The 24,887-nt window shown below is 60.8% G+C and carries 26 protein-coding genes; 6 read left to right on the forward strand and 20 right to left on the reverse strand.

The features are described from left to right. Nucleotides 1-2: 2 nt before the first annotated feature. The 7 genes from JZY08_RS13290 to rplU form a co-directional block, all read right to left on the reverse strand. Nucleotides 3-1,289, reverse strand: a complete 1,287-nt coding sequence (locus JZY08_RS13290; RefSeq protein WP_216330395.1) for a glutamate-5-semialdehyde dehydrogenase — start codon at nt 1,287-1,289, stop codon at nt 3-5. Next, entirely contained in the window at nt 1,282-2,451 is a 1,170-nt protein-coding gene (gene proB, locus JZY08_RS13295) for a glutamate 5-kinase (RefSeq protein ID WP_216330396.1), read from the reverse strand. Before proB ends, JZY08_RS13290 begins: the two co-directional genes overlap by 8 nt. Then, the gene (obgE, locus tag JZY08_RS13300) at nt 2,448-3,515 is read right to left on the reverse strand and encodes a GTPase ObgE (protein WP_082183220.1); all 1,068 of its coding nucleotides are present in this window, start codon (nt 3,513-3,515) and stop codon (nt 2,448-2,450) included. Before obgE ends, proB begins: the two co-directional genes overlap by 4 nt. Before the next feature lie 215 nt (nt 3,516-3,730). Further along, nucleotides 3,731-4,321 (reverse strand): GNAT family N-acetyltransferase, encoded by a 591-nt coding sequence (locus tag JZY08_RS13305; protein WP_216330397.1) that lies wholly within the window; start codon nt 4,319-4,321, stop codon nt 3,731-3,733. Beyond that, on the reverse strand, nt 4,318-4,950 hold the full coding sequence (locus JZY08_RS13310; RefSeq protein WP_003516453.1) for a GNAT family protein: 633 nt from the start codon (nt 4,948-4,950) through the stop codon (nt 4,318-4,320). The genes JZY08_RS13305 and JZY08_RS13310 overlap by 4 nt, the downstream gene beginning before the upstream one ends. A 130-nt stretch (nt 4,951-5,080) precedes the next feature. Further along, nucleotides 5,081-5,350, reverse strand: coding sequence for a 50S ribosomal protein L27 (gene rpmA, locus JZY08_RS13315; protein WP_003492686.1), 270 nt, complete (start codon nt 5,348-5,350; stop codon nt 5,081-5,083). 40 nt (nt 5,351-5,390) lie between these two features. Beyond that, nucleotides 5,391-5,705, reverse strand: coding sequence for a 50S ribosomal protein L21 (gene rplU, locus JZY08_RS13320; RefSeq protein WP_003492690.1), 315 nt, complete (start codon nt 5,703-5,705; stop codon nt 5,391-5,393). Between the two features lie 330 nt (nt 5,706-6,035). On the opposite strand from rplU, the gene JZY08_RS13325 reads away from it, so the two are divergent. Next, nucleotides 6,036-6,476 (forward strand): metallopeptidase family protein, encoded by a 441-nt coding sequence (locus JZY08_RS13325; RefSeq protein WP_003492693.1) that lies wholly within the window; start codon nt 6,036-6,038, stop codon nt 6,474-6,476. A 21-nt stretch (nt 6,477-6,497) separates the two neighbouring features. On the opposite strand, the gene JZY08_RS13330 is transcribed toward JZY08_RS13325, so the two are convergent. Together JZY08_RS13330 and JZY08_RS13335 are read right to left on the reverse strand one after the other, a co-directional pair. Next, the gene (locus JZY08_RS13330) at nt 6,498-6,704 is read right to left on the reverse strand and encodes a DUF1737 domain-containing protein (RefSeq protein WP_216330398.1); all 207 of its coding nucleotides are present in this window, start codon (nt 6,702-6,704) and stop codon (nt 6,498-6,500) included. Further along, nucleotides 6,701-7,612 (reverse strand): CoA ester lyase, encoded by a 912-nt coding sequence (locus JZY08_RS13335; RefSeq protein ID WP_216330399.1) that lies wholly within the window; start codon nt 7,610-7,612, stop codon nt 6,701-6,703. Before JZY08_RS13335 ends, JZY08_RS13330 begins: the two co-directional genes overlap by 4 nt. Nucleotides 7,613-7,721: 109 nt before the next feature. Here JZY08_RS13335 and JZY08_RS13340 point away from each other — a divergent pair, with 109 nt between their 5' ends. From JZY08_RS13340 to leuB, 3 genes are all read left to right on the forward strand, one after another. After that, on the forward strand, nt 7,722-7,952 hold the full coding sequence (locus JZY08_RS13340; protein ID WP_003492699.1) for a hypothetical protein: 231 nt from the start codon (nt 7,722-7,724) through the stop codon (nt 7,950-7,952). A gap of 164 nt (nt 7,953-8,116) precedes the next feature. After that, entirely contained in the window at nt 8,117-8,722 is a 606-nt protein-coding gene (gene leuD, locus JZY08_RS13345) for a 3-isopropylmalate dehydratase small subunit (RefSeq protein WP_003492701.1), read from the forward strand. 224 nt (nt 8,723-8,946) lie between these two features. Beyond that, the gene (leuB, locus tag JZY08_RS13350) at nt 8,947-10,059 is read left to right on the forward strand and encodes a 3-isopropylmalate dehydrogenase (RefSeq protein WP_216330400.1); all 1,113 of its coding nucleotides are present in this window, start codon (nt 8,947-8,949) and stop codon (nt 10,057-10,059) included. On the opposite strand, the gene JZY08_RS13355 is transcribed toward leuB, so the two are convergent. The 3 genes from JZY08_RS13355 to cobA form a co-directional block, all read right to left on the reverse strand. Then, complete coding sequence (locus JZY08_RS13355; protein ID WP_216330401.1) at nt 10,040-11,290, reverse strand: cytochrome-c peroxidase; 1,251 nt, start codon at nt 11,288-11,290, stop codon at nt 10,040-10,042. The two genes, leuB and JZY08_RS13355, sit on opposite strands and share 20 nt — an antisense overlap. 230 nt (nt 11,291-11,520) lie before the next feature. Then, a complete protein-coding gene (locus tag JZY08_RS13360) occupies nt 11,521-12,837 on the reverse strand; it encodes a cobyrinate a,c-diamide synthase (protein ID WP_216330402.1) in 1,317 nt (438 codons plus the stop codon). Continuing rightward, nucleotides 12,834-13,622: a uroporphyrinogen-III C-methyltransferase gene (gene cobA, locus JZY08_RS13365; RefSeq protein WP_216330403.1), complete on the reverse strand. Its 789-nt coding sequence runs from the start codon at nt 13,620-13,622 to the stop codon at nt 12,834-12,836. Before cobA ends, JZY08_RS13360 begins: the two co-directional genes overlap by 4 nt. 59 nt (nt 13,623-13,681) lie before the next feature. Here cobA and JZY08_RS13370 point away from each other — a divergent pair, with 59 nt between their 5' ends. Beyond that, complete coding sequence (locus tag JZY08_RS13370; protein WP_216330404.1) at nt 13,682-14,812, forward strand: cobalt-precorrin-5B (C(1))-methyltransferase; 1,131 nt, start codon at nt 13,682-13,684, stop codon at nt 14,810-14,812. On the opposite strand, the gene cobM is transcribed toward JZY08_RS13370, so the two are convergent. The 3 genes from cobM to cbiE are packed head-to-tail and all read right to left on the reverse strand — an operon-like array spanning nt 14,767 to nt 17,227. Then, complete coding sequence (gene cobM / locus JZY08_RS13375) at nt 14,767-15,540, reverse strand: precorrin-4 C(11)-methyltransferase (protein WP_216330405.1); 774 nt, start codon at nt 15,538-15,540, stop codon at nt 14,767-14,769. The two genes, JZY08_RS13370 and cobM, sit on opposite strands and share 46 nt — an antisense overlap. After that, entirely contained in the window at nt 15,537-15,956 is a 420-nt protein-coding gene (locus tag JZY08_RS13380) for a cobalamin biosynthesis protein (RefSeq protein ID WP_216330406.1), read from the reverse strand. The genes cobM and JZY08_RS13380 overlap by 4 nt, the downstream gene beginning before the upstream one ends. Next, entirely contained in the window at nt 15,950-17,227 is a 1,278-nt protein-coding gene (gene cbiE, locus JZY08_RS13385; RefSeq protein ID WP_216330407.1) for a precorrin-6y C5,15-methyltransferase (decarboxylating) subunit CbiE, read from the reverse strand. The genes JZY08_RS13380 and cbiE overlap by 7 nt, the downstream gene beginning before the upstream one ends. On the opposite strand from cbiE, the gene JZY08_RS13390 reads away from it, so the two are divergent. Then, nucleotides 17,226-18,002: a cobalt-precorrin-6A reductase gene (locus JZY08_RS13390; protein WP_216330408.1), complete on the forward strand. Its 777-nt coding sequence runs from the start codon at nt 17,226-17,228 to the stop codon at nt 18,000-18,002. The two genes, cbiE and JZY08_RS13390, sit on opposite strands and share 2 nt — an antisense overlap. Here the strand turns inward: JZY08_RS13390 and JZY08_RS13395 are convergent. Genes JZY08_RS13395 through cobN form a run of 5 tightly spaced genes read right to left on the reverse strand, consistent with a single transcriptional unit; the run spans nt 17,969 to nt 24,825 of the window. Beyond that, nucleotides 17,969-18,730, reverse strand: a complete 762-nt coding sequence (locus JZY08_RS13395; RefSeq protein WP_216330409.1) for a precorrin-3B C(17)-methyltransferase — start codon at nt 18,728-18,730, stop codon at nt 17,969-17,971. The two genes, JZY08_RS13390 and JZY08_RS13395, sit on opposite strands and share 34 nt — an antisense overlap. Next, the gene (locus tag JZY08_RS13400; RefSeq protein ID WP_003492723.1) at nt 18,727-19,494 is read right to left on the reverse strand and encodes a precorrin-2 C(20)-methyltransferase; all 768 of its coding nucleotides are present in this window, start codon (nt 19,492-19,494) and stop codon (nt 18,727-18,729) included. The genes JZY08_RS13395 and JZY08_RS13400 overlap by 4 nt, the downstream gene beginning before the upstream one ends. Next, nucleotides 19,491-20,123 carry a precorrin-8X methylmutase gene (locus tag JZY08_RS13405; RefSeq protein ID WP_082183241.1) on the reverse strand — a complete coding sequence of 211 codons (633 nt, stop codon included), beginning with the start codon at nt 20,121-20,123 and terminating at the stop codon, nt 19,491-19,493. The genes JZY08_RS13400 and JZY08_RS13405 overlap by 4 nt, the downstream gene beginning before the upstream one ends. Next, entirely contained in the window at nt 20,120-21,478 is a 1,359-nt protein-coding gene (gene cobG / locus JZY08_RS13410; RefSeq protein WP_216330410.1) for a precorrin-3B synthase, read from the reverse strand. The genes JZY08_RS13405 and cobG overlap by 4 nt, the downstream gene beginning before the upstream one ends. After that, the gene (gene cobN, locus JZY08_RS13415; protein ID WP_216330411.1) at nt 21,475-24,825 is read right to left on the reverse strand and encodes a cobaltochelatase subunit CobN; all 3,351 of its coding nucleotides are present in this window, start codon (nt 24,823-24,825) and stop codon (nt 21,475-21,477) included. Before cobN ends, cobG begins: the two co-directional genes overlap by 4 nt. Nucleotides 24,826-24,887: the final 62 nt, after the last annotated feature.

Here is a 24,887-nt window from a genome sequence, read left to right on the forward strand (position 1 = left end):
TATCAGGTCCGTGTCTGGCCGGTGCCATGCACCCGGTATTTGAACGAGGTGAGCTGCTCGACCCCGACCGGGCCCCGCGCATGCATCTTGCCGGTCGCAATGCCGATTTCCGCACCCATGCCGAATTCGCCGCCATCGGCAAATTGCGTCGAGGCATTATGCAGCAGAATGGCCGAATCGAGTTCGTTGAAGAAACGTTCGACCACATCGGGATCCTCAGCGATTACGGCCTCGGTGTGATTGGACGAATAGGTGCTGATATGATCGATGGCGCCGGAAATGCCGTCCACGACAGCAACCGAAATGATTGCATCGAGATATTCGGTGCGCCAGTCTTCTTCCGTCGCAGCTTTCAGGCCCTCAACCACATCGCGAACGGCCTGAGAGCCGCGCACTTCGCAACCGGCCTCGATCAGGCCGTTGATGAGCGGTTGCAGATGCGTGGAAACGGCAGCGGCATCCACCAGCAGGGTTTCGGCCGCCCCGCAAATGCCGGTACGGCGCATCTTGGCATTCACGACGATGCGTTTCGCCATGTCGAGATCGGCCGAGCCGTCGACATAGATATGGCAAATACCTTCCAGATGCGCAAAGACCGGAACCCGCGCTTCAGACTGCACGCGCGCAACGAGGCTTTTGCCGCCGCGCGGCACAATCACGTCAACCGTGCCATTCAAGCCGCCAAGAAGTGCGCCCACGGCAGCGCGGTCGGTGACCGGCACCAGTTGAATGGCATGCTCGGGAAGACCGGCAATCTTCAGGCCCTCGACTAGGCAGGCATGAATAGCACGCGATGAATGTTGCGAATCCGAGCCACCGCGCAGGATCACGGCATTGCCCGCTTTAAGGCAGAGCGCACCGGCATCCGCCGTCACATTCGGGCGGCTTTCGTAGATCACGCCGATGACGCCAAGCGGCGTGCGCACCCGCTCGATCTTCAGCCCGTTCGGACGATCCCAGGCGGCAATGACTTCGCCGACCGGATCGGGCAGCGCCGCAACCGAGCGGATGCCTTCGGCAATGCCGGCGATCCGCGCATCGTTGAGGGTGAGCCTGTCGATGAAGGAAGCAGCAAGGCCGGCATTATCCGCCGCTGCCAGATCTTTGCCATTGGCCGCAAGGATCGTTTCTCTGGAGGCCTCTATCGCGGAGGCCATGGCGAGAAGCGCGCGGTTCTTCTGCTCAGTCCCTGCAATGGACAACGGTCGCGAAGCAGCTTTTGCCTGAGCGCCGATGGTCATCATCAGCGCATCGATATCATGGCTCTGCTTCACGGCCTGTTCAGGCATGGACCTCATCCTTCTTCGCATTTTTGACTTTGACGGCAGCACCGGTCATCACCAGATCGTCGCGATGGATCATCGCCGCACGTCCGACATAACCGAGGATCGCCTCGATCTCGTTCGACTTGTGGCCGATGATGAGACGCGCTTCTTCCGCATCGTAACCCGCGAGACCACGCGCGACCTCGCGGCCCTCAACGCCGATGATGGCGATGGCATCACCGCGGCCGAAATTGCCCTTGACCACCCGCACGCCCGCGGGAAGCAGGCTCTTGCCGGCATAGAGGGCTTTTTCCGCGCCGGCATCCACATGGATTTCACCGGCCGGCTGCAACTGCCCGGCAATCCAGGTCTTGCGCGCCGTCACCGGTGTGCCTGATGGCGCAAACCAGGAGGAGCGTGCACCGTTTTCGATGGCCTTCAGCGGATTGAGCGTCTTGCCGGAAGCGATGATCATGCCGCAGCCGGCAGCGGTCGCGATCTTGCCCGCATCGATCTTGGTGCGCATGCCGCCACGCGAAAGCTCGGAAGCAGCACCGCCGGCCATGGCCTCAATCTCGGGGGTAATGTCCGCAATCGTCTCAAGGAATTTCGCATCCGGATCAAGATGCGGTGGGGCGGTGTAAAGTCCGTCAATATCCGACAGCAGCACCAGAAGATCGGCACCCGTCATGGTCGCGACACGCGCCGCCAGACGGTCATTGTCGCCATAACGGATTTCGGTGGTCGCCACCGTGTCGTTTTCATTGATGATCGGAATGGCGCCGATCTTCAGCAGCTGGTTGATGGTGGCGCGGGCATTGAGGTAACGGCGACGCTCCTCGGTGTCGGACAGCGTCAGCAGAATCTGGCCCGCAACGATCTCATGCCGCGACAGGCTTTCCGACCATGCCCTTGCCAGGACGATCTGGCCGACTGCCGCCGCCGCCTGGCTTTCCTCCAGCTTCAATGCGCCGGAGGGCAGGCCAAGGACTGTGCGGCCAAGCGCAATGGCGCCCGAAGACACGACCTGAACATCGACGCCGTTTTTCTTCAGCGCCGCGATGTCCTCGCAAATGGCGTCGAGCCAATCCTTTTTCAGCCCGCTTTTCCGGTCCACCAGAAGTGCCGAACCGATCTTGATGACGATCCTGTGGTGGCTGCCCAGCGGTTTACGCGTCAGGCTCATAGGCGATCGTCCTCTTCCTCGGCCTCGCTCTCCTCAGGCATTGAACGGTCGGGAAGGGCGGTCTCGCCGCCATTGCTCGCCGAGACGATAATATCACGAAGGGCGCGCAGTGCCTCCGTCATGCCGATATGGGCAGCGGCAGACAACAGGAGCGGAGGACGGCCGCAGGCCTTCTCCAGTTCCTTGGCCTTCTTTTTCAGCTCTTTTTCATCGAGCACGTCGATCTGCGACAGCGCCACGATTTCCGGCTTGTCGGTCAGCCCGCCACCATAGGCGTCCAGTTCGGCCTTGACCGTCTTATAGGCCTTGCCGACTTTTTCTTCCTGCGCGGAGACGAGATGCAGAAGAACGCGGGTACGCTCCACATGACCGAGGAAACGGTCACCGATGCCCACGCCCTCATGCGCGCCTTCAATGAGGCCCGGAATATCGGCCAGCACGAATTCACGGCCATCGATGGTCGCAACGCCGAGATTCGGATGCAGGGTCGTAAAGGGATAATTGGCGATCTTCGGCCGCGCGCGCGTCACAGTCGCGAGGAATGTCGATTTGCCGGCATTCGGCAGACCGACGAGACCGGCATCGGCAATCAGCTTCAGGCGAAGCCAGACCGTCTTTTCCTCGCCCGCAAGACCCGGATTGGCATGGGTGGGCGCCTGATTGGTCGAAGACTTGAAATAGGCGTTGCCGAAACCGCCATTGCCGCCAGCGGCAAGACGAAAGCGCTGGCCTTCCTTGGTGAGGTCGACGATCAGCGTCTCGTTGTCTTCCTCGAATATCTGGGTACCGACGGGCACCTTCAGCACCACATCCGAACCCTTTGCGCCGGTGCGGGTCTTGCCCATGCCGTGCTGTCCGATCGAGGCCTTGAAATGCTGCTGGAAGCGGAAGTCGATCAGGGTATTGAGACCGTTGACCACCTCGATCCAGACATCGCCGCCGCGGCCACCATCGCCACCGTCCGGGCCGCCGAACTCGATGAATTTTTCGCGCCGGAAGGAAACGGCGCCCGCGCCGCCATCACCGGACTTGATATAGACTTTTGCTTCATCGAGAAATTTCATCGGACTGCCGTTCTATCGGTTTGCGGGCACACCGGCTAATCGCGTTGCGCCAAACAAAAATATCGTCGTTTCGAATACAAGCGCTTCTTCACGAGGTCAAAGACTATCGTGCGGGAAGCCCCTGCGTGAGACAAGGTCGGTTTGGGATAAACCGGCCCTGTTCAAAGCATCGGGCCGAAAACTGTAATGGTTTTCGGCCCGATGTTCCTCAGGTTTCAGCGATGCGGCGGAATGAAATCCTCAGCCGTGATCGCCGTATCGATATGCGCCACCATGGCAGCACGCGCCGTGGCATAGATCTGGTGGCAGCCGGTTACCCGGAAGCCCAGTTTTTCCTGCACTCGCAGGGATGCAGGGTTATCCGCAAACACACCGGAATGGAGAACCACACCGGGCATGCGGCGGAAGAACCGCTCGACCACGGCGGCCACCGCCTCGGTCATGTAACCCTTGCCCCAGTAGAAGCGGTTCAGCCAGTAGCCGAGATGCCACTCGCCGTGCCGCAATTCCACCGAAACGACACCGATCAGGGTATCGTCACCGCTGGTGATGGCGAAGTCCCAGTCGGGCAGGGTGCCGGAAGTGCGCAGGACCAGCCATTCCAGCGCATCCTGCCTGTGATAGGGCGCGGGAACGCGGGCCAGCATCCTAGTCACGGCAAAATCGCCAAGCGATTCCGCAATGCTACCGGCATCGGTAAGCCGCTGCGGGCGCAGCACCAGACGCGACGTTTCGATGACAGGGCAGGGACCGGGCGGCGCAACCGTCGCAGCTGCCCGGTGACGGGTAAGCTCGAGCGTGCTCATCCCATGTCCCCCCAGCTCTTCAGTGAAACCCAGGTCTTGCGGTCGAGCCTGTACCATTCGACCGGCACCATGCCGCCCAGCGCCAGCGAACCGACCATGCCGGAGCCCTGGAACTGGAAGCCGCACTTCTGGATGACCCGGCGCGACGGGATATTGGTGACCCGGCAACGCGCATCGATCTGGTCGATTTCACGCGTGCGGAAGGCCATGTCGATCAGCGCATGCGTCGCTTCCGTCATATAACCGCGGTTCCAGTAGGGTTCCCCCAGCCAGTAACCGATCTCCAGCGTTTTTTCGTCTTCCTGGGGTTCAAGCGCGCAGCACCCCAGAAACTCGCCATTGTCCATGCGCGTAATCGCATAGACGCACTTGCCGATCTCGCCAGCATTGGTGCGTCGCACGAAGTCCGCGGCGTCTTTGGCCGTGTACGGGTGCGGCATACGCGACACCATGGTCGCGATATTGGCGTTGTTGGCAAGATGGGCAAGGGCGTCGATGTCTTCTTCGTGAGGCTTGCGTAAAACCAGCCTCTGCGACAGTAAAACGGGGCAATCGCTCCTCGACCGATCGGGCCTCGGCCGTTCCTCGGGTGACCGTGATTGGTCGACCCTCAACAATTCAGCTTGCATGGTTCAGTCCCTCCTTGGGGTAAAAGAAACAGGGGAGATGGTAGTGCCCCATCTCCCCTGTTTTCTTGACTGAACTTTGCATTATTCAGCCGGGTCGATGGGACACCGGCTGCATATGACGCTTACCGGCTTATTCTGCGGCTTCCGCTTTCGGCGCCACGGATACGAATACGCGGCCGTTGGCCTTCGTGCGGAAGTTCACGTTACCTGCGGTCAGTGCGAAAATCGTGTGGTCCTTGCCGATGCCAACATTGGCGCCCGGATGCCACTGCGTGCCGCGCTGACGCAGAATAATGTTGCCTGGAATGACGGCTTCGCCGCCGAACTTCTTCACGCCAAGGCGCTTGGATTCGGAATCGCGACCGTTACGCGAGGAACCGCCAGCTTTTTTGTGTGCCATTGGAGTTCTCCTTTAAACCTTGTTTCCCGTGTCGCGCCGATTAGGCAGCAACGATGTCCGTGATGCGGACGACAGTGTGATGCTGACGATGGCCGCGCGAACGCTTGGAGTTCTGACGACGACGCTTCTTGAAGGCGATGACCTTCTTGCCGCGATTGTGCTCGACAACTTCAGCCTTGACGATGGCGCCCTTGACAAAGGGTGCACCGAACTTGGCGTCGGCGCCTTCGCCAACAACGAGAACTTCGGTGAATTCTACAGTTGCGCCTGCCTCTGCTTCCAGCTTTTCGATGGTCAGCACGGCGTCGGCCGCTACGCGGTACTGCTTACCGCCGGTCTTGATGACTGCGAACATTTTTTATCCTTTCATGTTCGTTCCGGCTCTGCCCGCATATGCAAGCTGGCCGTCTTTTTATCAGTCGGAGTAGCGGAAATCCGTCAGGACTGAATGCCCCTTTGAATGTCTGCCGGTGAAGCCGCCTTTTGAGGGGCGGAATAAACAGAAGGCGCACTACGCCATCAATTTGGGTGCCGATTACGCGAGACGTCCGTTTATGTCAAGATGACGACGGCTTGAAAAGTAACTGTAACGCCAAGAATTTCATGCTTTTTCGGCAGGTGGAGCAGTCGGGTCTCGAAATTTGCGCAGCAAGTGTTTATATGGGCCTTCCAACAAGGAGCAGAAATGGCCCGCATAGACCAGACCGACGATTGGCGGGACCGCCATGCGCCGACACTTTCCGCCTTCGAGTCGCTTGCGATCGAGGCATATGGCCACCTGCCAGAAGAATTCCGCGCCTTAACGAAGGATCTCATCATCGAGATCGCCGATTTTCCGACCGATGACGTGTTCGAAGACATGGCGCTCGAAACACCCTTCGATCTTCTCGGACTGTTCGAAGGGCGCGGCATCTCCGAACGTTTCACCATGGAAACGGGTGAGATGGTGAACCGCATCACGCTCTATCGTCGTCCCATTCTCGACTACTGGGCCGAGAACGAGGAAACCTTGGGCGACATCATCACCCATGTCCTCATCCACGAGATCGGCCACCATTTCGGCCTCTCGGATGATGATATGGAGCGGATCGAGGAAAGCGCCGACGAGGCCGCGGCGGAGCGCTGAGCCCGCCGGCGGCTACGCCTCTTATTGCTCGCCGAGCTTCATATCCGGATGATAGTCCTTGCCCTCGACCATCTTGGTCACGGCCTGGCCGCAATGCATGACGCCGCTCGCCGCGTTGAAGGCGTAGCTCGGCGAACCGGCTAGCTCCCATCCCTTGTTCAGCGCCTCGGTGACCCGGTGACAGAATTTGGAGTCGTCCGGACCGGTTATGAAACGATAGACCTTCACGTCTTTTTTGCCTTTCTCTGTGCGATGATATCGGCCATAGCGACCAGCCTTTCGGCCTGGCTTACATGCAGCCGTTCGATCATTCGCCCGTTCATGTTGATGACGTTCAATTCCACAGATTCGGGCTTTGCGAAAGCAGCAATAATCTCTTTGGCCTCCGCAACAGACGCCTCGTCCGGAGCAAAATGCCGGTTGGCGAGCTCGATCTGGGCCGGATGGATCAACATCTTGCCGTCGAACCCCATCGCACGACCCTGCTCGCATTCGCTGGCAAAAGCCGCGAGATCGCGAAAATCGTTGGACACGCTGTCGATGACATCAAGGCCGTAGGCGCGGGCGGCAAGCACCACCTGCATCATCCATGGCACGAGGTAAGTTCGCCCCGGCAGTGCCGGAACACGCGTTTCCTTGCGCAGATCGTTCAGGCCGATGACAAAAGCGGCAAGCCGCGCATCCGGCGTGTGGGCAGCGTCGGCGATGGAAGCGGCGTTCAAAACACCGAGTGGCGTCTCTATCATTGCCCAGATTTTCAGGTCCTGGGGCGCATCGGCCTCCGCCAGAAGGTCGGCCACATCATGAATATCGGCAGGCTGCTCCACCTTCGGCAATAAAACCGCATCCGGCCGGCAGGAAAGCACGAGTTTCAAATCCGCCATGCCATCCGGCGTTGAGAGCGGATTGATACGGATAATGGTCTCGCGTCCGGCGAAAGGCGCATCCGAAAATAGCCTGCCCAGATTTTCCCGCGCCTCGCCCTTCATGTCGGGCGCGACGGAATCCTCCAGATCAAGGATTACCCCGTCGCAATCGAGATCGCGGATTTTTTCGAGCGCCCTGACATTGATGGCCGGAACCGACAGCAGCGAACGGCGCGGTCTCACAGGAATATTTTCGAAAAAATTAGTCATGCCGCACTTGTGTCAAGCTTTTGTGACATCTGCAACCTGACAATCCACTGAATCCTCTTGCAAGCCGGAAGAAGAAGGCCCACATTCGTCTGGAAAGAAAGGTTGAATCATGCAAGGCATCCGTTCATTTTTCATCGCCGCATCCGGCATCGCAGTTCTGGCTTTGGTGGCTCTTTTCACCGCCTCGCTTACGGTCGCTTTTATCGGCGTGCTCGCCGTTCTCAGCGCTGGCCGTCTGCTTTCGGCGCGTCTGAAGCCGGCCCCCATTCCGGTCAAGCCCCGCAACCAGCGCGACATGCGCGTCTGGAACGATGGCAAGGGCACGATTATCGATCTCTGAGATCGTTTAATCCGGTCAAAATGCGAGGACGCCGCAGAAGGCGTACCGAAGAACGCGGGTTTGCGCTTCTAAAGCGATCCGTTTTGCAGTATTTCCCGGCAGAACACATCCGGCGAGCTTCGGCCCGCGCTGGATTTTGTTGAAGGGAAAACGGGAAGCGACAGATGGAAAAGTTCACGAAGCTGACGGGCGTCGCCGCGCCCATGCCGGTTGTCAATATCGACACCGATATGATCATTCCGAAAGACTATCTGAAGACCATCAAGCGCACCGGGCTCGGCAAGGGCCTCTTCGCCGAGTCGCGTTATCTCGAGGATGGCTCGCCCAATCCCGATTTCGTGCTGAACAAGCCCGCTTACCAGAACGCCCAGATCCTTGTCGCCGGCGACAATTTCGGTTGCGGCTCCTCGCGCGAACATGCGCCATGGGCGCTTCTCGATTTCGGCATCCGCTGCGTGATCTCCACCAGCTTCGCCGACATCTTTTACAATAACTGTTTCAAGAACGGCATCCTGCCGATCGTCGTCAGCCCCGAGAACCTCGAAAAGCTGCTGGACGATGCGTCGCGCGGATCGAATGCCGTTCTCTCCGTCGATCTGGAAAGTCAGGAAATCAGCGGCCCCGATGGCGGCACGATTACCTTCGAGATCGATGAATTCAAGCGCCATTGCATGCTGAACGGCCTTGATGACATTGGCCTGACGCTCGAACATTCCGGCGCCATCGACACTTTCGAAAAGGCAAACGCCTCGATCCGCCCCTGGGCCTGATGAGATTTCCATCCCTTTAAAAGCCGATCCCGTACAAAACCGTACCGGATCGGCTTTTGCTTTGCTTGAAAAGCCCTTGAGCCGGAGATAAGAAGCCCTCGATCCCGTCCGGCTGGCCACACGACTTGGCTTGCCGCAGGACGGAAACGAGTTTGACGCCGCGCTCGCCGCAACCGAAAAATCTTCATGACGGTTTCCGGCGTGCCGCCCAAGGAGGGTTTCTCATGACAGTCCGTTCGCTTTTCCTGCTGCCCGGTGACGGTATCGGCCCCGAAGCCATGGCCGAAGTTCGCAAGCTGATCGATTATATGAACAGCGCGCACAATGCAGGCTTCACCGTCTCGGAAGGTCTGGTCGGCGGCTCTGCCTATGACGCCCATGGCGTGGCGATTTCCGATGCGGACATGGAAAAGGCGCTTGCCGCCGATGCGATTCTGTTCGGCGCCGTCGGCGGCCCGAAGTGGGATGGCGTTCCCTACGAACACCGCCCGGAAGCCGGCCTGCTTCGCCTGCGCAAGGATCTCGAGCTTTTCGCCAATCTGCGTCCCGCCATCTGCTATCCGGCGCTTGCCGCCGCTTCCTCGCTGAAGCCGGAACTGGTCGAAGGTCTCGATATCCTCATCGTCCGCGAACTGACGGGTGGCGTCTATTTCGGCGAGCCGAAGCAAATCATCGATCTCGGCAACGGCCAGAAGCGCGGCATCGACACGCAGATCTACGACACTTTCGAGATCGAGCGCATTGCCAGCGTCGCTTTCGAACTGGCCCGCACCCGCGACAACCGCGTCTGCTCGATGGAAAAGCGCAACGTCATGAAATCAGGCGTTTTGTGGAACCAGGTCGTCACCGAGACCCACGCCGCCAAGTACAAGGATGTGCAGCTGGAGCATATGCTGGCCGATGCCGGCGGCATGCAGCTGGTGCGCAAGCCCAAGCAGTTCGACGTGATCGTGACCGACAACCTCTTCGGCGACATGCTTTCCGACGTCGCCGCCATGCTGACCGGCTCGCTCGGCATGCTGCCGTCGGCCTCCCTCGGTGCACCGGACGCCAAGACCGGCAAGCGCAAGGCCATGTATGAGCCGGTACACGGTTCGGCACCGGATATTGCCGGCAAGGGCATCGCCAACCCCATCGCCATGATCGCGTCCTTCGCCATGTGCCTGCGTTATTCGTTCAACATGGTGGATGAGGCAACGAAGCTCGAGGCGGCAATCGCAAACGTGCTGGACAAGGGCATCCGCACCGCCGACATCATGGCCGAGGGTAGCCGCCAGGTCGGCACCTCGGAAATGGGTGACACGGTTCTCTCCGAATTCAAGGCGCTTTCGGCGTAACGTTTACAGGAACCGGCTGGGCAGGGGCCACGGCTCCCTGCCCGTCTTCCTTCGGCAAAAGATGCTCATATCTTTTGTCGGTCAAAGTCTTCAAGAATGCGACGACGGCATCTACACGCTTGTCGTCGAGTGCCGGCGCGGACGTCAACTCCGTCATGGCGATGTTCTCAGGCACTTCCGGCGCATCCCATGTCTTGCCGGTTTCCGGATTGATCTGCCGGCTGGGCTTCTTGCTTTTGTATTTCACGTAAAACAGCACCACCGTGCGCAGGTCCTTGAAGACGCCATTGTGCATGTATGGACCGGTGACGGCGACGTTGCGCAGCGTCGGCACCTTGAACTTGCCACGCTCAGCCGGATCGCCGGCCACAACAGGATTTTGCGCGAGCCCAAGATCGACAGCATCCGGCTTCGAGCCGTTGGCGGATCTCACCGCCGTGTTGGCCGGAACGCCAATGTTGAAATATTTGTGGTTGGTGAAGAGACCGTCTTCCAGCCCCTTGGCGCCGCGAATTTCATGGCAGGTATTGCAATTGGTAAATTGCGTGGAGGAAATCAGAACCCGCCCCAGCTCCTCCTGATCGGTCAGCTTTTCCTCGCCGCGCAGGAAACGGTCATATTTGGAATCGAAGGTGGAGAATTCATCCGAACGCTCGAAGCTTGCCAGCGCCCTGGCCATTGCGGCATAGCCGGTTTCATCGGTCTCAAAAACATCTTTGCCGAACTGCGTGCCGAAGGCCGCGACATAGTCAGGGTTTTCCTTAAGCCGTTTCACGACGGACGCCTTGTCCGGCATGCCCATTTCGATCGGGTTGAGCGGTGGACCACCCGCCTGATCTTCCAGCATCGAGGCGCGACCGTCCCAGAATTGCCCGCCTACATACTCGCCCGCCGCGTTCTTGCCGAAAGGCGGTGTGAACCTGGCATAGGCGGCAGTCGGCGCGTTGCGGTCACCCAGCGAAATCCCGTCATCGCCGAGCGACACGTCCCGCCCGACCTTGTCGCTCTCGCGCGCATCGGAAAAACCCGCCGCCTGCATATGGCAGGTGGAACAGGCCATGGTGCGATTCATGGAAAGATTGGGGTCGCCGAAAAGAGCTGCGCCGAGCTTTTCCAAAGTCGCATAGTCTTCGCCGCCATGGGCGCGCGTGCCGTTGAACCCGGTACCGATAGGAGCCAGCAGAATGGCCGCAGCAAAGACGGCAGAGATAAAAAATCCGGGTTTCATCATCGGTATGCACGCTCGATGTAAAATGCGCGAGTACAATATCGGACCGAAAAATATGAAGCGGTTTCAGGTCCGGCCGCGCTTCACCAAGCGTGGAGACCCGGAGGCAATTCCCCTGTTCCACATCCTGTGCGGCGATCTATAGCACTTTCCCCCGTTCCAAGCCTACAAACTTTCGCTGCTTGGTCCACTTTGCCGCACTGTCAGGGGGGGAAGGCAAATGTCCGAGACGATCAACCGCCTCTGGCGATGGCATGGAAGAAAGTGCCTGAAACGAGACCCCGCCTGCCGCCAGAGGGGCCGAGCGGACGACCCTGCCCGTCAGCAATCTGGGCGAAAGGCTCATCGTGGCCCGGATCGATAACACGCGCATAATGAAACTCATGGCCGCGCAGGATCTCGCCCGCTCCGCCGAGCGCTCCATCTGCCACGATCGTCGCCTGCCGATAACCGAGATTCATCTTGCGCGTCGCGAAACTGGTGGCATGCGATAAGAGTCCGGTCATGGCATGGGTCACACCATCGGCATCTTCCAGCGCTACACCAAGCACCATATAGCCGCCGCACTCACCGTGGACTGGTTTTGTCGCGGCGAAACGGGTAATGCCCGCTTTGAACCCGGCCGCATCGGCAAGTTTTCCAGCGTAAAGCTCTGGATAGCCACCGGGCAGCCAGCAAATGTCGCAGGTCTCATCAGGCGCCTCGTCTACGAGCGGTGAGAAGGGCACGATCTCGGCTCCGGCCGTATGCCAATGGCTCTTCAGATGCGGATAAAGGAAGGTGAAAGCCGCATCGTCCGCAAGCGCGATACGCTGGCCGGGCGGCGCAATCGCCGCCTCCGCCAAGCCTAGGGGCACATCCACCGGCGCGGCGAGCGAAAGCAGGGCATCGAGATCGATGGACCTTTCCATCGCATCCGCCAGCCGTTCTATATGCGCGTCAATTTCCGGATGTTCGCTGGCCTGCACCAGCCCCAGATGCCGCTCCGGCATGATGAGCGACGGATCGCGCAATACACAGCCTGCGACAGGCAGTCCGATTTTTTCGATAGCCTCCGTACACAGCGTCCGGTGTCTTTCGCTGCCGGCCCGGTTCAGCACCACCGCCGCCATTGTGACGTCCGGATCGTAATGGGCAAAACCATGGGCGACAGCCGCCGCCGTCTGCGACTGGCCGGACACATCCAGCACCAGCAGCACGGGAATGCCGAACAGCCGGGCTAGATCCGCCGCCGACCCGGTACGGTTTTCCGCCACGGGAATGCCGTCGAACAGGCCCATGGCGCTTTCGATCAGAACGAGGTCCGCGCCGTCAGTCTGCTGCAAGAACAGGTGCCGCAGCAGTTCCGGCCGCATGGCCCAGCTGTCCAGATTGAGCCCAGGCGTGCCGGTGGCGAAGGCATGGAAGCCGGGGTCGATATAGTCAGGCCCGGTCTTGATGCCGCGCACCTTGACGCCGCGTCTTGCAAAAGCCCTGAGCAGGCCAATGGTCACGCTGGTCTTGCCGGAACCGGAGCGCGGTGCACCGATGATGATCGCCCGGGCCGTCATGGTCCGGCTCCACCAAGGCGGTTTCTCATCGAAACAATCTCGCCAATGACGATCAGGGCCGGTGCCTCAAATTCTTCCCGCTTTGCATCGTCAGCTATGCTTTCCAGCGTTCCGATGAAAATGCGCTCCTGCGCCGTCGTTGCCGACATGATGACGGCGACCGGCGTTATTCCTGAACGGCCGCCCTGCATCAGAAGATCGGCGATAGAACCTATGTTCTTGAGCCCCATATAAACGACTATGGGTTCCCGTGTTTTCGCCAACGCCAGCCAATCCAGATCCTCTTCAGTACCAGCGGCATGGCCCGTGGCGAGCGTGACGGCGCGGCTGATGCCGCGCATGGTGGCGGGAATATGCGCGGAAGCAAGGGCTGCGAGCGACGAGGTCATGCCCGGCAGGATACGGAACGGGATACCGGCTAGGATCAGCGCCTCCGCCTCTTCACCACCACGCCCGAAAATAAAGGGATCGCCACCCTTAAGCCGCAACACCTTCTTACCCTGCCGGGCGAGATCGATCAGCGAGGCGGTGATGTCGTCCTGCGTTGCCGAAGGCTTGCCGCCACGCTTGCCGGCAAAGACGATTTCAGCCTGGGGACCAAGGGCAACGACATCGTCGCTGACCAGCGCATCGCGAACGATCACATCGGCCTGCGAAAGCGCAAGCGCCACTTCGAGTGTCAGATAACGCACATCCCCCGGTCCCGCCCCTGCGAGCCAGACGTGACCGGGCTCAAAGACCGGACCTTTTGCGGCGATGCTGTTTAAAACTTGGCGTATCGACATTCTTCTCGGCTGCTTTTTTAACGATGACGGAAAAAGCCGTCCCGGCTATAGGAATTCATATGGAAACAGATGGAAAGACCCTTCGCCGCGGCTGGACCACGGGCACCTGCGCGGCGGCGGCCTCGAAGGCGGCGTGCGCCGCCCTTCTGACCGGGGAGTTTCCTTACCCTGTCGAAGTCCAACTTCCAAGCGGCGCAAGGCCGGCATTTTCCCTCGCCACCGAGGAAAAAGGCGAAAACTTCGCCCGTGCTGGCGTCGTCAAGGATGCGGGCGACGATCCCGACGTCACCCACGGCGCGCTGATCGAAAGCACGGTCAGACGAGGTAAACCGGGAAGCGGCATCACCTTCAGGGCCGGAAAGGGCGTTGGCACCATCACCCGGCCGGGATTGCCCCTGCCTCCGGGCGAACCCGCGATAAACCCCGTGCCACGCAAGATGATCGAAACCGCCATTCACGAGGTCGCCGGAGAGAATGCCGATTTCGAAGTCGAGATTTCCGTCCGTGACGGTGAGAAACTGGCGGAAAAGACCCTGAATGGCAGGCTCGGCATCATTGGCGGCATTTCCATTCTCGGCACCACCGGCATCGTCATCCCGTTTTCCTGCTCGGCATGGATACATTCCATCTGGCGCGGCATCGATGTGGCGCGCGCGACCGGCTGCACCCATCTGCTCGGCGCAACCGGCAATACCTCCGAAAAAGCCGGACAGGCACTGTACGACCTGCCGGAGACCGCACTGATCGACATGGGTGATTTCATCGGCGGCATGCTGAAATATCTGCGCAGCCACCCTGTCGAGCGGGTCACGATTGCCGGTGGCGTCGCCAAGATGACGAAGCTCGCCCAGGGCATGCTCGATGTCCACTCCAAGAAAGGCCTCGCCGATCTCGACGCGCTGGCGAAGCTGGCAACCGAAGCCGGCGGAGATGAGAATCTCGCAGTCGCCATCCGTCAGGCCAACATGGTCGCGCACGCTTTTGAGCTGGCCGAAGGCGCCGGGATTGAACTCGGTGCGATCGTTGCGGAAAAAGCCTGGGTAACCGCGGCCGCCGCGCTGAAGACGCCCACCATCGCGCTCGATATTCTGGTTTTCGATCGTCAGGGTACGCTCAAGGGGCGCACCGCCTCCACGCCGTCGCATCAACCCTTCGCATCTTCCTTCGGGGACCGGAACCGGCGTACATAATCGGTGCTATAAAGTGCGCTCTCACGAAAATCCGTCGAGGCAAGCCCGCGCCCGACGAAGATCAGCGCCGTCCGCTCCACCGGCTCGGCGGCCAGTTTCCCTTCAATGTCGAACAAGGTGCCGCGAATGACCCGCTCGTCCGGCCAGGAGGCGCGAACGACGATGGCAACAGGGCAATCGGAACCGTAAAGCGGCGTCAGTTCTTCCACCACCTTGCCGATGGCATGGATGGCGAGGTGGATGGCAAGCGTAGTACCTGTCGCACCGAAGGCTTTCAGCGTCTCGCCCTCGGGCATTTTCGAAGCGCGGCCTGAAATACGGGTCAGTACAAGGCTTTGCGCCACCTCCGGCACCGTCAGTTCCCGCTGCAGGGTGGCAGCGGCAGCGGCAAACGAGGGCACGCCAGGAGTCACGGTGTAGTCGAGACCCAGCCGTTCGAGCCGGCGAATCTGTTCGCCCATAGCGCTCCAGACGGAGAGATCGCCGGAATGCAGCCGCGCCACATCTTTGCCCGCCTTTGCCGCCGCAACGAATTCTGCCTCGATCTCATCCAGCGACAGTGCGGCCGTATCGACAATGCGTGCACCCGGCGGGCAATAATCGATCAGCGCCTTAGGAACCAGCGAACCGGCATAAAGGCAGACTGGGCAGGCAGCGATAAGATCACGCCCGCGCACCGTGATGAGGTCGGCAGCACCCGGACCAGCGCCGATAAAATGAACTGTCATTGTTGTTCTCCATGTTCGATGGCACGCTCGCGGTCCCGTGACGCGTCGCTTGTCGTGGCGATTGCCACCGTCACATCGCCAACCACAAGACGCGCCGCAACCAGCCGCGCATTTTCTCCGGCTGCGGCAAGTGCCGCCGCTTCACTGACGCTGGGCGTCCCGGCATGATCGAGGCTTGCCTGTGAAAATGTCATTGTTTTCGAAGCAACCGCCTCGAGCCGTTCCTGCGATGCGATTTCAAGCGGCAACGACAGGCGTTTCGCCGCTTCCACAAGACCAGCTTCTTCTGCCTTGAGCGGCGCAGTCGCCAGGCATTCGACGGTCACGCCGAAAGCAAGCTCGGCGGCGCGCACGGCTGCTATAATTGCATCCGAACCCGTACCTTTACGGCAGCCTATGCCAGCGACGGTCACCATGGCTTGACCCAGCTCCACTGCGTCACCGGCATCGCCGGACGCCAGCCAGACATGGAGCCGACAGCAACAACGCGCGACACGTCCAGACGGATCATAGAACCGCCAAGTCGCGCATGGGCATCGAGCAACACCGCCTCCATTTCCAGCGTCACCGCATTGGCGACCAGCCGTCCGCCCGGTTTCAGGGCCTGCATGGCGCCTTCCAGCACACCCGCTTCGCTGCCGCCGCCACCAATGAAGATCGCATCCGGTTGAGGCAGGCCTTCAAAAGCCGCAGGTGCTGCACCGATCAGGATCTCAAGCCCCGGAACGCCAAATGCCTCGGCATTACGGGCGATACGTTCCGCCCTTTCCGGGTGCTGCTCTATGGCGATGGCACGAAGCGAGGGGTGCGACAGCATCCATTCGATACCGATCGAACCCGAACCGGCACCGATATCCCACAGCAACTCGCCCCGGCGCGGGGCCAGCGATGAAAGCGTCACGGCACGGATTTCACGCTTGGTGATCTGCCCGTCATGCTCGAACAGGCTGTCATCAAGCCCCTGTGCAAAAGGCAGAACACGTGCGCCCTCAGCCGCGACGACATCGATGGCCACGACGTTCAACGGATCTATGTCGTCAAAGGCAAAATCAGCCGCCCTGACCTGCCGCCGCTTTTCCCGCTGTCCGCCCAAAGCTTCAAGCAGGACAAATTCCGACTGGCCGAAACCCGAACTGGTCAGCAGTTCCGCGATCAGAGCCGGCGCACGTTCATCCGAAGTCAGCGCGATGATCCTTGCACCCGGATGCAGGTGCGGTCGCAAAAGATCGATGGAGCGCCCATGCAACGACACGCAGTCGACAGACTGCAAGGCCCAGCCAAGCCGCGCCGCGGCAAGCGAAAAAGCGGAAGGTGATGGATAGCAGACTGTCTCATCCGCATTGATTCGCCGCAGAAGTGTAACGCCGACACCATAAAAGAACGGATCGCCGGAGGCGAGCACGCAGACTTTGCCGCCGCGCAACGCCACGACATCGCTCATCTCGGCATCGAACGGCACCGGCCACGAACGCGCTTCGCCACGAATGGCTGAAGCTGCCAGTTCCAGATGGCGTTTGCCGCCGAAAACGATCTCGGCCGCTTCTATCGCCGCAAGGGCATTCCGGCCGAGTCCCTCAAGCCCATCCTCGCCAATGCCAACGATGGAAAGCCACGGCTTCTCTTTCTTTTCAGCGGAAGCCTTCTTTTCAGTAGAAGCACCGCCCGTTCCGGAATATTCAGACGTCATGACACGCTCCATACTCATCCTTGGCGGCACGGCGGATGCCCGCATTCTGGCCGGCAGGCTGGCAGAGGACTCCGGCTACCGAATCCTGCTCTCCATGGCCGGACGCACGCTTTCGCCAGTGGAACAGCCCGTGCCGATGCGCAGCGGCGGATTTGGCGGTGCGACGGGTCTTGCGGATTTCATTCGCGCCGAGGGCTTCGATATTCTCGTGGACGCCACCCATCCCTATGCGGCGAGGATTTCCGCCAATGCCATCGAGGCAGCCCGACTTGCCAAAGTTCCGCTCGTAGCGCTTTCGCGCCCCGCCTGGCAGCGCCAGCCGGGTGACAGGTGGCAGAGCGTCGACACCGTCGAACAGGCCGTCACGGCGCTCGGCAGCGAAGGCAAGCACGTGTTTCTGGCGCTCGGACGGCAGGAGCTTCTTCCCTTCGAAGCCGCCCCTCAGCACAGCTATCTCATCCGCAGCGTCGATCCGGTGGAGCCGCCGCTCAAGGTGCCGGATGCGCGCTATATGACCGCGCGCGGTCCCTTTGCGCTCAATGATGAAATCCGCATGCTGGAAAAAAACCGTATCGAGACTGTTGTTTCCAAGAATTCCGGCGGCAGTGCCAGTTATGGCAAGATCGAGGCGGCGAGGCGGCTCGGCCTGCCGGTCATCATGATCGAGCGGCCGCCCCAGCGGAACGACGCCAATGGCGCGAACGTGCCTGATATAGCGACTGCGCTCACCGCCATCCGCCATCAGCTTTCTCTTTTCGAAAAACGTGGCGAATAGACCAGCGGGTCTTTCTCGGAGCGTTCGATCAGACGCGTTTCCACCGAACCAACGATGATGCAGGTGGCCATATCCGCCATGTCGCTCGATGCTTCCGACAAAGGCACGACCCGGATGCGTTCATCCGCCCGGCCTGCGGCCCGACCGAAGATCACCGGCACCGAACCAGGCAAATGCGCCCTTAAAAGATCGAAGGCGGTGCCAAGCTGGTGCGGGCGCGCCTTGCTGACGGGATTGTAGAAGGCCATCACGAATCCGGCTTCCGCCGCCGCGATAAGCCGCTTTTCGATGATGCCCCAGGGCTTGAGATTGTCCGACAGCGAAATGGCGCAGAAATCATGCCCGAGCGGAGCGCCGGCTCTTGCGGCAACAGCGAGCATCGCCGTCACACCAGGCACGACCGAAAAGTCTATCTCGCGCCATTCGGACGGGCCGTTTTCAATTGCCTCGCAAACCGCCGCGGCCATGGCGAAAACGCCGGGATCACCGCCCGAAACCACACAGACCTTGCCGCCAGCGGCGGCGAGCCGCAGCGCCTGTTCGGCGCGGGAAATTTCCTCGCGATTATCAGAGGCATGGCGGCGCTGGTCGGGTCTGAGCGCCAGACGGTCGAGATAGGGAATATAACCGAAGAAATCCTCTGATGCCTCAACGGCGGCGAGCGCCTCCGGCGTCACCTGCGCTGCACTTCCGGGGCCGAGGCCGACAACGACGAGCCTGCCGGTCATGGCGTTTCACCGCCAGCGGGTCTGGTTTTCCAGCCCGGCACCAGAACCAGCGAAAAATAAGGGGCAGGCGATGCGTCCCGCTCGATCAGCGGCACGGCATGGCTGTTCGCCATGGTGCCGCGCTCGACATAAAGCGCCTCGTTAAGCTTGCCAGCCTTTTCCAGCGCCCGGCGGATCTTCGGCAGGTTGCGCCCCACCTTCATGATCACGGCGCCATCCGTGCCGGACAGGCGCTCTGTCAGCACATCTTCCGCCAGCGTGCCGGGAAGCACGCTCAAGATATCGTCACCCTGCACCAGCGGTAGACCGGCCATCGACCAGCAGCCGGACATGGCGGTAATGCCGGCGACGACCTCCGCCTCATAGGAGGGCGCAAGCCGCAGATGAAGGTGCATATAGGAGCCGTAAAACAGCGGATCGCCTTCCGACAGCACGGCGACATTGCGCCCGGCATCGAGATGGGCAGCAATATCCATGGCCGACTGATCGAAAAAGGCGGCGATTGCGCCGCGATACTCATCGCCGTTTTTGTCGCTCTCGACCGTGACCGGATAGACCAGCGGCATTTCCAGCGTGCCCGGACGAATGAAGGCCTCAACGATGCCGCGACCATTGCCGCTGCTGCCCTTCTTGCAGAAGAAGGCAAGGACATCGGCATTTTCGATGGCGCGGACGGCTTTCAGCGTCAGAAGCTCGGGATCGCCAGGGCCGGTTCCGACACCGACCAGTTTACCCTTGGTGTGTTCAAAAAGAGCCGCGCTCACAGACCTGCCCTCGCGACCGCGTTGACGGCAGCAGCCGTCATGGCCGAGCCACCCATGCGTCCCTTGACGATGGCATAAGGAATGCCGAGCGAACTAGCCTCCAGCGCATCCTTCGATTCCGCCGCGCCGACAAAACCGACCGGCATGCCGATGATGGCGGCGGGACGTGCAGCGCCTTTTTCCAGCATTTCCAGAAGATAGAACAGTGCTGTTGGCGCGTTGCCAATGGCAACGAGAGCGCCGTCCAGCTTGTCCGCCCAGAGATCGAGCGCTGCGGCGGAGCGGGTGTTGCCGATCTTTTTTGCAAGTTCCGGCGTGCGCGGATCGCGAAGGGTGCAAATCACGTCATTATTGGCCGGAAGGCGAGCGCGGGTCACGCCATGGGCAACCATTTCCGCATCGCAAAGTATGGGCTTGCCCGCCAGCAAAGCGCCGCGTGCGGCGGCAACGAAATCCGGTGAGAACCGGAAATGGCTGGCCGCCTCCACCTGCCCGCAGGCGTGGATCATGCGAACGGCAATATCCGCCTGTTCTTCGGTAAAGGCAGATAAATCCGCTTCTTCGCGGACAATGGCGAAGGAGCGCTCGTAGATCGCATTGCCGTCGCGAATATAATCATGGTCGGTCATCGGTCATCCTGTCGAAGCGCCGCAACGATTGCCTCTTTGCCCAGGCGGGCGATGAGGTTGGCAGCGTTTTCCCCGGGCTTATGTTCTTTTTCGTAAAGACGGGCAAGCCGCGAAAGCGCCGTCCTCTGTTGCTCTAAAGGTAAAATACCGTCCTGCGGGTCGCAGGCGCGGCCCGAAATCGAAAAGGCCAGGCCATCGACGGTGCCGGAAAAGGTCAAGAGCGACGCGGCGGGATGCGCGCAACCCTTGCCGCAGCCGGAGATATGCAGCGTGAAGGAGCCGTCGAGCAACGAGGCGCATTCCTCGGATGCAAAGGTGGCCAGATCATGGGTGGGAAAGAACGCCGAAGCGCATCCCGGCACGCCGGGACAGACGGCGATGGAAGACCGCGCATCACCTGCCCTTGTGATGAACCCGGAAGTACCTGCGGCCGGAATCAACGCAACACAAGCATCCCGTGACCCGAAAAATAGCAGGCTATGATTGAGCGAGGGCCGCAATGTTTCGATATCAACTGCGCGCGCCAGATCACAGAGCCGCGACAGATCGGAGGCACGGACTTGCGCAAAAGCAGGGGTGATACCGGCAGCGAAAGTGCCGGTGCCGATCGCCATCAATCCCAGCGGCAAAGAAGGCGCGGGCGTCTCGCCTTCAATCTCCCTATCCACTAGCCGGTCTCCGCAAATTGCCTTTATCGTCCGTAAATCCAGATCACGGCCACGGGCAAGCGGTCCCTTGCCGGCCAGATGAACGAGCAGCAACAGGGCAACATCCGCCGCCTTGTCGGCCTCGACAAATCCCGCGCGCAGCGCCTTGCTCTCCGGCCCCCCGACAGACAATTGCCAGAAAACGCGGCCTTCAAACCACATCGCTTTCAGACGGATATCGGCCAGCAAATCGCCCATGGAAAGACGACCGCCCCCATCGATGACGACGGACATTTTGGCGGCGAGCTTTTCATGCAGCGCCAGCGCGGCAGCCTCTCTGCGAATCTCGCCCGCAAGAGAACTGCCATCGGCGATTTCCTGATCGTCTCGGCCGGCAAGGGGTGAGGTCTCGACTGCCAGTCCGTCGCGAAGCGACAAACCGAGCGCCAGAACATCATTCTCCAGGTCGCAGGCGCTTTCCCGCGTCAGACCGCGAAATTGCAGGCTGCCGCGTGCCGTGATGTCGATCAGCCCGTTGCCGTGCTGCTCGGCAAGTTCGCAAAGCGCTATCATGTCATGGGGCGCAATATCAGCCTCGAATGCGATGCGTGACAGGTATCCGTCACCGGTCAGCATCGGGGTCGACAAGGCCGGACACGTCCCACGGCGGCCAAATGGCTGGACCGGATCGGAAGGGGCCGTCCTCATGCGCCGACCCTTTCAGAACGGGGCAGGATCAGCATTTCAAGTTCCACATCAACCGCATTGCGGCGGCTGTGCCACAGGCCGCGCCGACGGGCGGATAAAAAGCGCGTCGCCATCACCTCCGCCGCCTTCGGATTTTCCCGCAGGATGAAATCGCGCACGTCCTCGTTGCCGAAATAGGCGTCATAAAGCGCCTCGATCAGCGAGGAAGAAACCGCATGGGTGGTTTCGGCAAAGCCGATCAGCCGGTCAACCGTCTCGGCAAATTCCGCCGCGCCGCGCGGGCCGTGCCGCATCTGGCCGGCAATGAAGCGTGGGTTGACGGCGCGGGCCCGCACCACGCGGGTCAGCGCCTGAGAAATGGACCGGGCGCGCGGACGTGCAGGATCGGTCGTATCCAGCGCCACAATATCGGCAACGCCGCCAAGTACTGCCTTTGCGGCGGAAAACCCCCCAATGAAGGCGACATCGGAAGAGCCGTCGAGAAGATCCCGGCCCGGATCGTCACCGGTGTGAACGAGAAGGTCGGCCCGACGTACCAGCTCAACAAAACCGGCATTCTCGAAAATCTCAAGCCCATCGGCACCGCCGAAGGCGTGACTTGCCGAATCGAGATAGGCCTGGCCCAGTTCCTCACGTTCTTCCCATTTCCCGCTGGCGAGTTTTTCCTCAATACCTGCGCCATAGGTGCCGGGCGCGGAGCCGAAGATACGTGCCGGTATGTGCCCGAGTGCCACCGCCTCTTCCGCCAGAGGATTGTCGCCCGGCGCTTCATCCCGCCGCGCGACGGCCTTGGCCGCTGCGTCGAGAAGAGCAATGAGCGCTGGAAACATGTCGCGGAACAAGCCGGAAATCCTGAATGTGACGTCGACACGCGGCCGCCCGATACTGGCGGGCGGCAGAACCTCGATGCCTGTGACGCGACCCGTGGCCGGGTCATGGATCGGTCGCGCCCCCATCAAATGCAGCGCCTGCGCCACATCCTCGCCGCCATTGCGCAGGCTGGCGCTGCCCCAGAGATCAAAAACCAGATGTTTCGGCCAGTCGCCATGGGACTGCAGATGGTGCCGAAGCACTTCTTCACCCGCCATGCGGCCCAGCTCGAAAGCCGTCGGCGTCGGCATGGTGCGCGGATCGGCGGCATAAAGATTGCGGCCCGTGGGTAGGACATCGAGACGCCCGCGCGCGGGCGCGCCTGACGGGCCGGGGACAATATGGCGGCCATCGAGCGCGGCAAGCAGCGCTGCTTTTTCCGCCGCAGCGCTTTCAAGCCTCAGAAGATCGATCTCGCCTTCGGGGGAGCGACCGAAAACATGCTGGCCATCCTTGATGGCAAAATCCTTCAGGTCGCAGAGAAAGGCATCAATGCGCGATAGCGCCGCATCGGCATCGTCCTTAGCCCCCACGCCCGCATCGGCCGCGAGCCCGGTTTCCAGCGCCTTCTCTACGATCAGTTTCGCCAGCCGGTCGCGGCGGCGGCGGTCAAGCCCGTCTGCCTGTGCATATTCATCGACAAGCTGTTCCAAAGCCAATTGTTCCGGCGAAAGTCCGGCATGCACCAGCACCGGCGGAACATGGCCGATGGTAACAGCAGCAATCCGCCGTTTGGCAACCGCCGCCTCGCCCGGATTGGAAACGATGAACGGATAGATCACCGGCAACGAACCAGCGATGATCTCGGGAAAACAATCGCGGGAAAGCGCCACCGTCTTGCCCGGCAACCATTCCAGCGTGCCATGCGCACCCACATGCACGATGGCATGCGCATCCGCGACCCGCTGCATCCAGACGCCGAAAGCGACGAGCGCGTGACGTGGCGGCAGGGCAGGGTCATGGTAATCCACCCGGCGGTCCTCGTTCCGCCCCCGGTCCGGCGCCAGCGCTACAAACACCTGGCCGAAACGAGCAACGCGAAAACGGAATGCGCCGTTGGCTAGCGCATCATCCCGTTCGGCGGAACCCCACGTGGCATCCACGGAGGCAGAAGCCCCCTCAGACAAAGCCGCGAGAAAATCCTGATAGGCTGAAAGTTCGACAGACGCTTCCTGTTGGTCGACACAATCCAGCAAAGCCCGCGCCGTTTCGGGAATATCCGAAACGGCATATCCGGCCGCGGCCAGATCGCGCAGCATTTCAAGCACGCTTTGCGGCACATCGAGACCAACGGCATAACCGGTGCGCCCCGGCGCAGCACCCGGATAATCCGGCATCAGAATAACGATCCGCCGTTCCCGTGGCGCAGACTGTTTCAACCGCAGAAACGCAGCGATGCGGTTTGCCACCTGCTCGACACGATCCGCTTCCGGCGTGTTAACGAGGCTGACACCGCCATCGGTCCGCATCTGTTTGAATGAGATAGCACCGGCAAGAATCCGGCCATCGAGTTCCGGCAAAACCACATGCATGGCAAGGTCGGATGGGTTGAGACCGCGCGCATTTTCCGCCCAGCCGTCGCGGCGCGTCGTCGCCATGACCACCTGAAACACCGGCACGCCGAGGCGATCAAACAGGGTTTTGCCACCGTCGTCCGTCTGACTGGCAAAAGCCGTGGCGGCAACAATGGCCGCGGGCTTGATATCCGGCAGCACGGTTTCGAGAAAGCGGATCGCCTCCCCATCCTTCAGGCCGCTGACGAAAATCGGCAAAGGGCTAAAACCGCGCTGTGCGAGCCCATGAAACAGCGCATCGATGGGCGCAGAATCCGAAGCCAGAAGCATGGAGCGGTAAAAGAGAATGGGCAGAATAGGTGCATCGGCGGGGTAACCCGCGCAGGCTTCCGCTTGATCCACAACGCCTTTACCGGGCCGGTAGAAGCCCGCTTTCGGCAGCGGTTGAGCCTCGATATCCGGCCATGCGCCACCGCTTGCAAGAACCGAAAGCCCGGAGGCAAGCCGGTCCATATTCTCCCTCCCACCCTCACGGAAGAAGGAGAGGACTGAGGAAAGCGTCTGTCGATCGACGGTCGAGGCCGCCTCCAGCTTCTCGTCCCTCTCGCTGCACTCACCAGGCAATAACAGAAGCTTTATGCCGCGCCGTCGCGCCATTATGGAGAGTTGATCGACGCCGTAACGCCAGCGCTCCGCACCGCCCAGAATCCGGATAAGGATGACACGGGCGTGTTCCGCCGTCTTTTCGATCCACAGATCGACCGACATCGGATGCCGAAGTTCGGAGAGGTTGGCGGCGGACAGGGAAGGAAGTCTGGGCCCCACCTGCCGCCATGCCTGTTCCAGCCCGGCAAGATCGCTTGCCGAAAAAGACAGCATCACCACATCCGATCGCGGCTGGTTGAGATCAACCGGCTCGACCAGATCGTCCAGAGACGAGGATGTGGTGGCGAGAATATGCATCTAAGGCATTTCCAGTAAAAGTGCGGTGCGGTTTTGCGTCCGGATGATGCGCAAAAACTAGA

Origin of the sequence: Rhizobium sp. X9, from assembly GCF_018873185.1 — a bacterium.
Classification (GTDB): domain Bacteria; phylum Pseudomonadota; class Alphaproteobacteria; order Rhizobiales; family Rhizobiaceae; genus Agrobacterium; species Agrobacterium oryzihabitans.